The organism is Rhizobium sp. LjRoot30, from assembly GCF_964253915.1.
Taxonomy (GTDB): Bacteria; Pseudomonadota; Alphaproteobacteria; order Rhizobiales; family Rhizobiaceae; genus Metarhizobium.
The window spans coordinates 331,519-343,621 of the sequence record NZ_CAXUSG020000003.1 but is presented as its reverse complement, the minus strand read 5'-3'; the positions used below and the strand labels follow the sequence as shown (position 1 = coordinate 343,621).

The 12,103-nt window shown below is 63.1% G+C and carries 13 protein-coding genes; 2 read left to right on the top strand and 11 right to left on the bottom strand.

Features of this window, described 5'->3' with window-relative positions; translation table 11 throughout:
• Nucleotides 1-106 precede the first annotated feature (106 nt).
• A complete protein-coding gene (locus tag ACSQ3I_RS09310; RefSeq protein ID WP_435998142.1) occupies nt 107-502 on the top strand; it encodes a VOC family protein in 396 nt (131 codons plus the stop codon).
• Here ACSQ3I_RS09310 and ACSQ3I_RS09305 read toward each other — a convergent pair.
• The 11 genes from ACSQ3I_RS09305 to obgE form a co-directional block, all read right to left on the bottom strand.
• A complete protein-coding gene (locus tag ACSQ3I_RS09305) occupies nt 454-1,104 on the bottom strand; it encodes a helix-turn-helix domain-containing protein (RefSeq protein WP_435998140.1) in 651 nt (216 codons plus the stop codon). The two genes, ACSQ3I_RS09310 and ACSQ3I_RS09305, sit on opposite strands and share 49 nt — an antisense overlap.
• Nucleotides 1,105-1,122: 18 nt before the next feature.
• On the bottom strand, nt 1,123-1,653 hold the full coding sequence (locus ACSQ3I_RS09300) for an RNA pyrophosphohydrolase (RefSeq protein WP_435998138.1): 531 nt from the start codon (nt 1,651-1,653) through the stop codon (nt 1,123-1,125).
• 25 nt (nt 1,654-1,678) lie between these two features.
• Nucleotides 1,679-2,875 carry a divergent polysaccharide deacetylase family protein gene (locus tag ACSQ3I_RS09295; protein WP_435998136.1) on the bottom strand — a complete coding sequence of 399 codons (1,197 nt, stop codon included), beginning with the start codon at nt 2,873-2,875 and terminating at the stop codon, nt 1,679-1,681.
• A gap of 72 nt (nt 2,876-2,947) precedes the next feature.
• A complete protein-coding gene (locus tag ACSQ3I_RS09290) occupies nt 2,948-4,270 on the bottom strand; it encodes a S41 family peptidase (protein WP_435998134.1) in 1,323 nt (440 codons plus the stop codon).
• The gene (locus ACSQ3I_RS09285; protein WP_435998132.1) at nt 4,260-5,666 is read right to left on the bottom strand and encodes a murein hydrolase activator EnvC family protein; all 1,407 of its coding nucleotides are present in this window, start codon (nt 5,664-5,666) and stop codon (nt 4,260-4,262) included. Before ACSQ3I_RS09285 ends, ACSQ3I_RS09290 begins: the two co-directional genes overlap by 11 nt.
• Nucleotides 5,667-5,790: 124 nt before the next feature.
• Nucleotides 5,791-6,273 carry a 23S rRNA (pseudouridine(1915)-N(3))-methyltransferase RlmH gene (rlmH, locus tag ACSQ3I_RS09280; protein WP_435998130.1) on the bottom strand — a complete coding sequence of 161 codons (483 nt, stop codon included), beginning with the start codon at nt 6,271-6,273 and terminating at the stop codon, nt 5,791-5,793.
• A gap of 107 nt (nt 6,274-6,380) precedes the next feature.
• A complete protein-coding gene (gene rsfS / locus ACSQ3I_RS09275; RefSeq protein WP_435998337.1) occupies nt 6,381-6,875 on the bottom strand; it encodes a ribosome silencing factor in 495 nt (164 codons plus the stop codon).
• Nucleotides 6,876-7,005: 130 nt separating this feature from the next.
• Nucleotides 7,006-7,593, bottom strand: coding sequence for a nicotinate-nucleotide adenylyltransferase (locus tag ACSQ3I_RS09270; protein ID WP_435998335.1), 588 nt, complete (start codon nt 7,591-7,593; stop codon nt 7,006-7,008).
• A gap of 37 nt (nt 7,594-7,630) precedes the next feature.
• Nucleotides 7,631-8,914: a glutamate-5-semialdehyde dehydrogenase gene (locus tag ACSQ3I_RS09265; RefSeq protein WP_435998128.1), complete on the bottom strand. Its 1,284-nt coding sequence runs from the start codon at nt 8,912-8,914 to the stop codon at nt 7,631-7,633.
• Nucleotides 8,907-10,070 carry a glutamate 5-kinase gene (gene proB / locus ACSQ3I_RS09260; RefSeq protein ID WP_435998126.1) on the bottom strand — a complete coding sequence of 388 codons (1,164 nt, stop codon included), beginning with the start codon at nt 10,068-10,070 and terminating at the stop codon, nt 8,907-8,909. The genes ACSQ3I_RS09265 and proB overlap by 8 nt, the downstream gene beginning before the upstream one ends.
• 1 nt (nt 10,071) lies before the next feature.
• Nucleotides 10,072-11,127, bottom strand: coding sequence for a GTPase ObgE (gene obgE, locus ACSQ3I_RS09255; protein WP_435998124.1), 1,056 nt, complete (start codon nt 11,125-11,127; stop codon nt 10,072-10,074).
• A gap of 84 nt (nt 11,128-11,211) precedes the next feature.
• Between obgE and ACSQ3I_RS09250 the strand changes: the two genes are divergently transcribed.
• Nucleotides 11,212-12,072 carry an endonuclease/exonuclease/phosphatase family protein gene (locus tag ACSQ3I_RS09250; protein WP_435998122.1) on the top strand — a complete coding sequence of 287 codons (861 nt, stop codon included), beginning with the start codon at nt 11,212-11,214 and terminating at the stop codon, nt 12,070-12,072.
• Nucleotides 12,073-12,103 lie beyond the last annotated feature (31 nt).

The window sequence follows — 12,103 nt, the reverse complement described above, 5'->3', positions numbered from 1 at the left end:
GCCCGTGGTGTTTCGCGGGCGGCTTTTTCGTTTTTGTGTCGCGAAAATTCAAGATCTTCCACGGCCATTCCCCTATCTGTCGCGGGGTGAAGCAAAGGAGCAGCTCATGAATTTTCGCTACACCATCCTCTATGTCGACGACGTCGGTGCCAGCCTCGATTTCTTCGTCCGCGCCTTCGGTTTCGAAATCGCCTTCCTGCATGAGAGCGGTGACTACGGCGAGCTTTCGACTGGCGCGACCAAACTTGCCTTTTCCTCCACGGCGCTGATGCGGCAATTGGGAAAACATCCGCAAAAACCTTCGCTCGCCGCCCCGGCTTTCGAGCTTGCCTTCGAGACGGAGGATGTTGAGGGCGCGCTGCAGCAGGCGCTTGCCGCGGGTGCGACGCTGGTTCAGGCCACAAGAGACGTGCCCTGGGGGCAGGTGATCGCCTATGTCGGCGACCCCAACGGCTACCTGATCGAGATCTGCTCGCCGGTCCAGTTGCCGACCCCCGGCTGAGCCAGGATGGCGCGCGTGCCGGGGTCGCGGCGCAATTGCGCCGGGCTCCGGCCGAACCAGGATTTGCATTCGCGGCTCATGTGCGCCTGATCGCTGTACCCGAAACGAGCCGCCGTATCGGCCAGGGTTTCGCTGCCGGATAGGGCGGAAACCGTGCGTCGCGCCCGCCCGAGACGGCGCCAGTAATCCGGCGACGGCATCTGGCATTCGCGCAACCGTCGCTGCAGCGTCCGCGACGAGACACCGGCATGGCGGGCGATGCGGGCAAGCGGCATGGTGGAGCCGGCGAGAAGAGCGATGACATCGGCAAGCTCGTCTGTCGGGCTCAACATGCTTTCGAGAAAGGTCGCTATCTTCGTTTCCTGCCCGGTCAATTCGGCAAGGGCGGCAGGCGTCAGCGTCAAGCCGGGGCGCAGGCGAAAGCCGGTCATTCGCGTGCCCGCTATCACATCGACCGCCCGCGGCTGGAAATCCCAATCCGAAAACAGGATGTATGGCGCCCGGTCCGGCGGCTCGGCGATGATGACGTCGCGGCAGCCGTCCGGGTAGACCATGATGCGGGCCGGCGCCTCGGTCCGATGGCTCCAGCCGACATGCAGCATGGTAACGCCTCCTGGCCCTTACTGCCCGGCGAGGTGGCTGAATTCCGCCACCACGGCATCGTAGACGCTGCGCTTGAACGAGACGATCAGGCCGGGCAATTCGTGCATCGGCTTCCACGCCCAGGCATCGAACTCCGGTTCGTGCCCGCCGGGCGGCGGGTTGATGGCGATCTCGGTTTCGTCACCTTCGAAACGAAAGGCAAACCAGCGCTGCGTCTGGCCGCGAAACTTGCCCTTGAGGCCGATGCCGATGAGCTGCGGCGGCAGGTCGTAATTGATCCAGTTCGGCGCCTCGGCAAGCAGGGAGACCGACCGCATGCCGGTTTCTTCGTAAAGCTCGCGATAGGCGGCCTTCAGCGGGTCTTCGTCCTTGTCGATGCCGCCTTGCGGCATCTGCCACAGCTGCGGCGAACCGTCATATTCGGAATTGCCGATGGGAATACGTTTGCCCGCCCAGACCAGCCCCTGGCGATTAAGCACCATGATGCCGACGCAGGGACGGTAAGGCAGGTCTTCGGCTTTCACGGGGGCGTTCTTGTTCTTGCTCATATCATTGGTCTCAAGGTTTGGCATCTCAAGGATTGGTTGCCAGCGCCGAAACGCCGACGATCTCGATGCCGCGCAGCGATGCTTCGTCGCTCCACTGGCGGATGGCGGCGATGCTTTCGTCGAAGGCGGAGGCAACACCGATCGCCTGGCCGTTGCGCCGGGCGATGCGCTCAAGTTCGTCCAGCTTGGCGAGGATGGCGCCGGTATTCAGCTGTCCGTCCAGTTGCACGTCGGCAAAGGCATGCGGCATGTCCAGCGCCTTGGCGAAATTGCCCGTCTGGGTCTGCGCCACCGACCCGTCGTCGAGAAACAGGAGGCCGCGGGCGGCGATGTCGCGCATGATCGGGTCGAGCGCATCGGCATCGGAGAGGAAACGGCCACCGAGGTAGTTCATCACACCGGTATAATTGGTGATCTTGCCTAGCGCCTGGTGCAGATCGGCAATGTTGTCGTCCTTGGATTGCGACGTCAGCAGCGTGCCCGGGCCAGGATCGTTATCCGGATAATCAAATGGTTCCAGCGGCAACTGGATGAGGATCTCGTGGCCGCTGCGGCGGGCTTCCTGCATCCAGCGCTGCAGGCTGTTGCCGCTGGCGGCGAAAGCGAAGGTGATTTCTTCCGGCAATTGCTTGATGGCGCGCTGCGTGCCCGTCTGGCTGAGGCCGAGGCCACCGACGACGATGGCGATGCGGGTGCTGCGGCTGCCGGACCAGGGGCGGGCATATTGCTCCACCGGGCGCAATCCATCCTTGCCGATGATAGGCAGCTTTCCATAGGGGCTGTCTTCCAGGAGGTCGTCGTTGGGCAGCGCCGCCATGCGCGGATCCTGGCCGATGGCGGCGGTGTCGATCAGCACCGGGCCTTTCCCGTCTCTCGTTTTCGGCGAATATTTGGTGACGACGGAGCCGTCATTGGTCAGCGTCCGCTCGACCTTGGCGCCGGAATGCGATTTTTCGCGCGGCAGGCCATCGGCTTGCTCCGCTGGCTTCTCTGCGGCAATCTCGCCGGTATTCTGCGATGTCTCCGCCGGCTTTTCAGCCTGGGCGATTTCGGTTTCGGAAGGACGGCCCAGCTTTTCGGATGGCAGGAGGGCATAAACGGAAACGGCACCGATGAAGACGATGCCGAGAACGGAAAACACCGCAGCCGCCGTCAGCCGGCGATAAGGCTTTTTGGCCGCGGCGCGGTTCCTGCCCAGCGGTTCGTGGAGATCCGTTCCCAATGATGCGCCCGCCCCGATCGCGAATCAAAAGGCGCCGGCCCCCGCGTGAGGGGCCGGCGCCTTTCCCGATATTTACTTGGTGACTTCGGCCTTGTCGGCGATCGGCGGGAAAGCCGGATCCTTCTTGGCGCCACGCAGCAGGTCGAGCGCGTAGTTCAGCTGCACGTCGTCCTTGGGTTCCGGCGGAACGTAAGCCACGGAGCCTGAGCCCTCTTCGGTCTCGTTCTGGCCCTTGATGTGGCCCGGCAGGCTGGATTCGCCTTCCATGGTCACCTTGCCCTGCAGTTCGACCGGCAGCGGCTGGTCAACCTTGATATCCGGCTGGATGCCGGTGCCCTGGATCGACTTGCCCGACGGCGTGTAATACAGCGCCGTGGTCAGGCGCAGCATGCCGTTCTCGCCGAGCGGGATCATGGTCTGGACCGAACCCTTGCCGAAGGAGCGTGTGCCGAGAACCGTGGCGCGATGCATGTCCTGCAAGGCGCCGGCGACGATTTCGGAGGCCGAGGCCGAACCGCCGTTGATCAGCACGATCACCGGCTTGCCGTCGGTCAGGTCGCCCGGGCCGGCGTTGAAGCGGCGGGTCTCGTCCGGATTGCGGCCGCGGGTCGAAACCACTTCGCCACGCTCCAGGAAGGCATCGGAGACGTTGATCGCCTGGTCGAGCAGACCGCCCGGGTTGAGGCGCAGGTCAAGCACGTAGCCCTTCAGCTTGTCGGCCGGCACTTCCTTCTTGATGTTGACGATCGCCTTTTCGAGGTCGTCATAGGTCTTTTCCGAGAAGGAGATGACACGCAGGTAACCGACGTCGCCTTCGACGCGCGACTTGACGGCGCGAACCGGGATGATGTCGCGGACGATGGTCAGCTCGATCGGCTTGTCGGCGCCCTTGCGCAGGATCGTCAGCTTGATCGGCGTGTTGATCTCGCCGCGCATCTTGTCGACGGCGTCTTCGAGCTTGAGGCCGCGCACCGGCTGGCCGTCGATCTCGGAGATGAAGTCGCCGGCCAGGACACCGGCGCGCGAGGCCGGCGTGTCGTCGATCGGGGTGATGACCTTGACGAGTTCTTCTTCCATCGTCACTTCGATGCCGAGGCCGCCGAACTCACCCTTGGTTTGGGTGCGCATGTCGTCGGCATCCTTGGCATTCATGTAGCTGGAATGCGGATCGAGCGAGGTCAGCATGCCGTTGATGGCATTCTCGATGAGCTTGTCTTCCTGCGGCGGGGTGACGTACTGGGCGCGGACGCGCTCGAAGACGTCGCCGAAGATCGACAGTTCCTTGTAGGTGGACGCACCTGCGGCGACCGCAGGCATGCCAGCCGAATAAATGACGCTCATCGCCGTCGCACCCATCAGAGCGCCTACGAGAACAAGTGAAGCCCTACGTATCATTGCGTGCCTTTCCAGTGCCTGTCGCGGTCCACCACGGTCGGGAATCGACCGGCTGGTCGCCTTTTCGAAATTCAATGTAAAGTGTCGGGCGATCCGTTTCCAGCGCCAATGCCGTCGCGCTCGCCACTCTTTTCTCACCCATGACTGCAAGGGGTTCGCCGGCGAAGACGAATTTGCCCTGGCGCGTCTTGATCTGATCCATGCCGGACATCACCAGGTGGTAGCCATCGCCGGTGTTCAGGATGACCACCTGGCCATAGCTGCGGAAAACCCCGGCGAAAACCACCGAACCATCCGCCGGCGCCGTGACCAGCATGCCCGGTGTGGATGCGATCGTCATGCCCTTGGCCGGGTGACCGGTGCCGTCGGCATCGCCGAACTGGCGGATGATCTCGCCTGCAACCGGAAGCTCCAGCTTATTTTTCAAATCGGAAAAAGCATATGCAGGCGCAATGCGGTTTTTGTCGGGCACGCCGTTCTCGGCGAGTTCTTTTGCCTTCTGCCGCTGCTCGTCGGTCATCTGGCGGCGCTTTTCCTCCTCCGCCTTTGCCAGTGCGGCTGCCTCGCGCACGGAGGTTATTTCCGTTTCCAGCGAGCCGATCAGGCCTTCGAGGCTGGTGGCGCGGGCTGCCAGATCTTTCGCATGCCGCCTCTCCGCCTCCAGTTCCTCGGCCGTCTTGCGGCTTAGTTTGTCGTTCTCGACGATGAGCAGGTCCATGCGCCGCTCTTCTTCGAGATTGTTGGTGACGGTGGTGGTGAAATTGGCCTTTTCCGTCAGGATTTCAGCCGAAAGCGTCGCGAGTTCCTGCAGGTCGGTGGCAAGCCGCTCCGTCTCCTTGCGGATGCCGGGAACAACGGCGCCGAGCAGGATGGCGCTGCGCACGGAGGCAAGCGCATCGTCGGGCGTCACGAGAAGGGCTGGCGGCGGATTGCGGCCCATGCGCTGCAAGGCAGCGAGAACCTCCGCCAGCAGGCCGCGGCGCTCCTTCAGCGAGCCATGGATCTTGTCGCGGCGGATATTGAGTTCCGCGAGTTTTTCCCCGCTGGCGGCGATCTGCTTGTCGAGTTGCTTGCGGCGGTTTGCCGAATCGATCAGTGCCGAACGCAGGCTGACGGTGCTTTTCTCCAGCGCGTCGATGCTCTGTTTCAGGCTCGCGGCTTTTTCAGCCGAAAGGGTCATGGTCCTGGACAGCGTTTCCAGCTCGCTGCGTGTCAGGTCCCGCTCGCGCTGCAATTCGGCGGTAGGGTCGCTTTCCGCGACGATCCTCGGCTGGGTGCCGGATTTTTCCTGGGCGAAAGCCTCTGGGAGAAACGGTGGCTGCGACAAACCGGCGACAACGGCAAGGCTAAGCCCTGCCAGCAGCGCTCTTTTCGGTTTGCAGGTCGATGCGTCCATTCGGTCTTCGGTCATCGCGGTCAAAAGAAGCCGGAATCTAAGCTGATTTGCGGCCGATCGCCAAGGAACATCGCCGTTACCGATTAAGGAAAGACGAAAATCCGGCACTACGCGACCGTTGCCGTCAAATTCGGTGATAGGGATGGCCGGAAAGGATGGTCACGGCGCGGTACAGCTGTTCGGCGATGAGGATGCGCACCAGCTGGTGCGGCCATGTCATCTTGCCGAGACAGAACGTGGCGTCCGCCCGGTCGTAAAGGGCCGGATCGAGCCCGTCGGCGCCGCCGATGGCGATCATCAGGTCGCGTTTGCCGTTGTCGCGATACTGGCCGACCGTCGTGGCGAAGGCTTCGCTGTCGAGCGCCTTGCCGCGTTCGTCGAGGAGAATGAGAACGGCGCCTTCCGGCAATGCCTTTTCCAGCAGGCCGGCTTCTTCGCGTTTTCGAGTCGCAGCGTTTGCGGCGCGGCTTTCGGCCACTTCGACGACGCGCGAAAATTCGATGCCGATCGCCGGTCCGGCCTTTGCCAGCCGTTCGAGATAACGAGCCGCAAGATCCTTCTCAGGCCCGGCTTTGAGCCGGCCAACAGCAAAAAGGCCAATCCGCATGTCTGCTTTCCGTGCGTCCGGGCCGCTCGGCTCCCGGCGGCCTGGTTGCCGCCGTACCGGTTCGGCCTATCGTCCTTCGGAATGCAAAAGCATGCCGGCAAGGTCGATCAGTGCAATGTCTCTTCTTCGAGATCCGGGGCAGCCCACATCTTCTCGATGTTGTAGAACTCGCGGATTTCGGGGCGGAACACATGGACGATGATGTCACCGGTGTCAATCAGCACCCAGTCTCCGGTTTCCAGACCCTCGACGCGAGCGTTGCCGAAACCCTCTTCCTTGAGGTCGGAAATCAGGTGGTCGCTGATGGCGGCGACATGCCTGTTCGAACGGCCGGAGACGACAACCATGTAATCTCCAAGCGCCGATTTTCCGGCAATGTTGATGGTGACAATATCTTCTGCCTTCGAGTCCTCCAGGCTGAGGAGGACCAGTTGAAGAGCACGGGCAGCGGCATCGGCGCCACGTTCCGGGCTTTTAGGGGTGGCGGCGAGCGCTCTCCCCTTGGCGTGTACTGTTGTCAGAGTTTTTCCTTTCTTTGGCGTAACAGCAACAGGCACTGGCGATTCGGGCAAATCGCCCCAATCGTTTATAAAGATAGGCATCAAACCCCTAACGTTTCAAGACATGGGGTCTGGTGGTTCTTACGGATCATTTCCGGTATGGCCGTTTTGCCGCACTGCGGCGCAGGGGCCGTGCTGCCCACCCGGATTTGGCGACACGATAGCCGGCTGATCACTTTGCGCCGGCAGCGCGCAGCGCCGTCGAACTCAGTGTCGAACGCGGGCCGTGGATGAAGGTCCAGGCGGGCGCCCGCTTCATCCACAACACGCCGGCATCGTCTTCGTCGAGGCGGGCGAAACCAAAGCGTTGCGCCATTTTCGAGGAAAGGTAGGACAGTGTCGCCCCCGGCCGGTCGATCACGGCGATCGGGAAGGTGCAGGCAATGCCCTGCCAGTTCTGCCACTTGTCGAAACTTTTGAGATTGTCGGCACCCATGATCCAGATGAAATGCACATGCGGATTGAGCGCTTTCACCCGCGCCAGGGTCTTGGCGGTGTAGCTGCCGCCGAGGGTCTTTTCGAAGGCGGTCACCTTGATGCGCGGGTCGGAGGCCACCTTTTCGCTCCAGGCGAGCCGCTGCGAAAGCGGCGCCAGATTGGAGTGGCTTTTCAGCGGGTTGCCCGGCGTCACCATCCACCACAGCTGATCGAGGCCGAGGCGGCGAAGCGCGATGTCCGCCACCAGTTCGTGGCCCTCATGCGGCGGATTGAACGAACCGCCGAACAGGCCCACGACCATGCCGCGTTCGGCATGGGGCATGATCAGGTAGCGGCGGTCGATCTTTTCTGCTGTCACGTCACGGTCTGGTCTGGCCGGTGCCGCGCACGCGGTATTTGAACGAGGTCAGCTGCTCGACGCCCACAGGGCCGCGGGCATGCATCTTGCCGGTGGCGATGCCGATCTCGCCGCCCATGCCGAATTCGCCGCCATCGGCAAATTGCGTCGAGGCATTGTGCAGCAGGATGGCGGAATCGATCTCGTTGAAGAAACGCTCGACCACATCGGGATCCTCGGCGATCACCGCCTCAGTGTGGTTCGACGAATAGTGACCGATATGTTTGATCGCGCCGGAAATGCCGTCGACGATGGCGACGGAAATGATCGCGTCGAGATATTCGGTGCGCCAATCCTCTTCGGTCGCCGGCTTGAAGGCCGGAAAGATCTTCAGCACGGTGGAGGAGGCGCGGATCTCGCAGCCGGCATTCGTCAGCGCTTCCAGGATCGGCATCAGATGCGTGCCGATGGCAGCACTGTCGACCAGCAGCGTTTCGGCGGCGCCGCAGATCCCGGTGCGGCGCATCTTGGCGTTGACGACGATCGATTTCGCCATGTCGAGGTCGGCGGAGACGTCGACATAGATATGGCAGAGGCCTTCCAGATGGGCGAAGACCGGCACGCGGGCCTCATTCTGCACCCGCGCCACCAGGCTCTTGCCGCCGCGCGGCACGATGACGTCGATGGCGCCGTTGAGGCCGGACAGCATGGCGCCGACGGCGGCGCGGTCGGTGGTCGGCACCAGCTGGATCGCGTGTTCCGGCAGGCCGGCAGCCTTGAGGCCGCGGACCAGGCAGGCATGGATTGCCTGTGACGACCGGCGCGAATCCGAGCCGCCGCGCAGGATGACGGCATTGCCGGCCTTGAGACACAGCGCACCGGCATCCGCCGTGACGTTCGGCCGGCTTTCGTAGATGACGCCGATGACACCGAGCGGCGTGCGCACGCGCTCGATGTGCAGGCCGTTCGGCCGGTCCCATTCGGCAATGACGCCGCCGACCGGATCGTCCAGCGTCGCGATGGCGCGGATGCCGTCGGCCATGTCATGGATGCGTTTTTCGGTCAGCGTCAGCCGGTCGATGAAGGACGGCAGCATGTCCGTGCCTTCGACATCCTTGAGATCCTCGGCATTGGCGGCAAGAATGGTCCCTGTCGCCGCGACGATCTCGTCGGCCATGGCGTTCAGCGCCCGGTTCTTGGCATCGGTGGAAGCGATCGCCAACGGTCGGCGCGCGGCCTTGGCCTTGGCGCCGATGTCGTTCATCAACGCTTCGATATCCAGGGTCTGCGTCACCTTCTCAAGCATGGACTGCATCCTTCGTTCGTTTCTCCGTGGCCCGGGCGGTCATCACCAGATCGTCGCGGTGCACCATCGCGGCGCGGCCGGCATATCCGAGTATGGCTTCGATCTCGCTCGATTTGCGGCCGGTGATCTGGCGTGCCTCGTCGGCATCGTAGCTGACGAGGCCGCGGGCGATTTCCCGCCCTTCCGCGCCGATGACGGCAATCGTGTCGCCGCGCTCGAACTGCCCGACGACCGTGCGCACGCCGGCCGGAAGCAGGCTCTTGCCGGATTGCAGTGCCTTTTCCGCGCCGCTATCGACATGCAATTCGCCGGCCGGGTGCAACTGCCCGGCAATCCAGGTTTTTCGCGCCGTGACCGGTGTGCCGGAGGGCGCAAACCAGGAGGAACGTGCGCCGTTTTCAATGGCTTGCAGCGGATGATCCGGCTTGCCCGAGGCAATGATCATGGCGCAGCCGGCAACCGTGGCGATCTTGCCGGCATCGATCTTGGTGCGCATGCCGCCGCGCGACAGTTCGGATGCCGCACCGCCCGCCATCGCCTCGATGTCGGGGGTGATCGCCTCGATCGTATCGAGGAAACGGGCTTCGCGATCGAGATGCGGCGGTGCCGTATAGAGGCCGTCGATATCGGAGAGCAGCACCAAAAGGTCGGCGCCGGTCATCGTCGCGACGCGGGCGGCCAGCCGGTCGTTGTCGCCGTAGCGGATCTCGCTGGTGGCGACCGTATCGTTTTCGTTGATGATCGGCACGGCGCCGAGTTTGAGCAGCTGGTTGATCGTCGCCTTGGCGTTGAGGTAGCGGCGGCGCTCTTCCGTATCGCCGAGCGTCAGCAGGATCTGCCCGGCGATGATTGCATCCTGCGACAGGCTTTGCGTCCAGGCATGGGCCAGCGCGATCTGGCCGACGGCCGCCGCCGCCTGGCTTTCTTCCAGCTTCAGGGCGCCGGCCGGCACGTTCAGCACCGATCGGCCAAGCGCGATGGCGCCGGAGGAAACGACGAGCACGTCGGTTCCGCCTGCCTTCAGCTTGGCGATATCGGCGCACATGGCGTCAAGCCAAGACTGTTTCAGCCCGGTCTTGCGGTCGACGAGAAGAGCAGAGCCGATCTTGATGACGACACGCCGGTAGGAAGCGAGCGGTTTGCGGCCGTTGCTCATCTCAATCCTCGTCCTCGACGTCACTTTCCACCGGCACGCTGCGATCCGGCAAAGCCGTGTCGCCGCCGCTGCTGGCGACGATGATGTCGCGCAGTGCCCGCAATGCGTCCGTCATGCCTTCGCCGGTCGCGGCCGACAACAGCATCGGCGGACGGCCGCAGGCCTTTTCAAGCTCCTTGGCCTTCTTCTTGCGTTCCTTGTCGTCGAGCGTGTCGATCTGCGACAGGGCGACGATCTCCGGCTTGCCGATCAGGTCGCCGCCATAGGCGTCTAGCTCGTGGCGCACCGTCTTGTAGGCCTTGCCAACCTTTTCTTCCTGCGCCGAAACGAGGTGCAGCAGAACACGGGTGCGCTCGACATGGCCGAGGAAGCGGTCGCCGATGCCGACCCCTTCATGGGCGCCTTCGATCAGGCCGGGAATATCCGCCAGCACGAATTCGCGGCCGTCGATGGTGGCGACGCCGAGATTGGGATGCAGGGTGGTGAACGGGTAGTTGGCGATCTTCGGGCGCGCGCGCGTCACCGTCGCCAGGAAGGTCGATTTGCCGGCATTGGGCAGTCCGACCAGGCCGGCATCGGCAATCAGCTTCAGTCGCAGCCAGATGGTCTTTTCCTCGCCCTCAAGGCCGGGATTGGCCCAGGTCGGCGCCTGGTTGGTGGACGACTTGAAATGGGCGTTGCCGAAACCGCCATTGCCGCCGGCCGCCAGGCGGAAGCGCTGGCCTTCGCGCACCAGATCGACGATCAGCGTTTCGCCATCTTCCTCGAGGATCTGGGTGCCGACCGGCACCTTCATCGTCACCTCTTCGCCATTGGCGCCGGTGCGGTTTCTGCCCATGCCGTGCGTGCCGGTCTTGGCCTTGTAGTGCTGCTGGTAGCGGAAGTCGATCAGGGTGTTGAGACCGTTCACCGCCTCGACCCAGACGTCGCCGCCGCGCCCGCCGTCGCCGCCGTCGGGCCCGCCGAACTCGATGAACTTCTCACGCCGGAAGGAAACGGCACCCGCGCCACCGTCTCCGGAGCGGATATAGACCTTTGCTTCGTCGAGAAATTTCATTTCAATGCCAATCGTTGGGTGTCAGGATGTTCGGAAAGTCGCCGCTTTGGATATAGCCGGCTGCAGCGGAGGTCAAAGATTATCGTGAAGTTCGCGAGTTATAACATACAGTTTGGCATGGGTCTTGATGGGAAATATGACCTGGACCGCATTGCTGCAAGTCTTGCCGGCGCGGACGTCATCGCGCTGCAGGAAGTCACCAGAGGCTTCGAACCGAACGGATATGCCGACCTGGCGGGCGATTTGGCCACCTTCTTCCCGGACTATTTCTGGGTGTATGGTGCTCCTTGCGACGTGCATCTCGGCACGATTGTCGAGGATGGGCAGCGTCGCGAACGGCGGCTGCAATTTGGCAACATGATCCTGTCGCGCTGGCCGATCCTGTCGACGCGCACCCTGCTTCTGCCGCGCCAGCGCACCTTCGATCGCCTCAACCTGCAGCGTGGGGCGACGGAGGCGGTGCTGGAGACGCCGTCGGGTCCCTTGCGTGTCTATTCCGTGCATCTCGATCATACATCCGTGGAGGAGCGCATCATGCAGATCCGCTATCTCAAGGAGCGGGCTGGCCGTTTTACCGAAGAGGGCGGCGCGTTGACGGGCGCCAGCGAGTTCCAGCTTGCCGATCCGCCGCTGCCGGAAGAATACATCCTGCTTGGCGATTTCAACATGCAGCCGGAATCGCCGGAATATGTCGCCATGGCGGGCAGCACCGATCCGGTCTACGGTCGCACGCTGCGCTCGCGCAATCCGGTGGATGCGCTGTGTTGGCTCGGCCGCCTGACGGCGGAAACCTATAGCTGTATCGATGCGAAGAACCATGGCCGGCGCCTGCAGCTGGATTACGGTTTTTTGAGTTACGGTCTTCTCGCACGCCTCAGGGACGCCTTCATCGACACGACCGCAAAAGGTTCGGATCATTTTCCACTCTGGCTGGAGCTCGAATGATCGTTGTCCGGACCGCCCCTTGCGTGAAAGG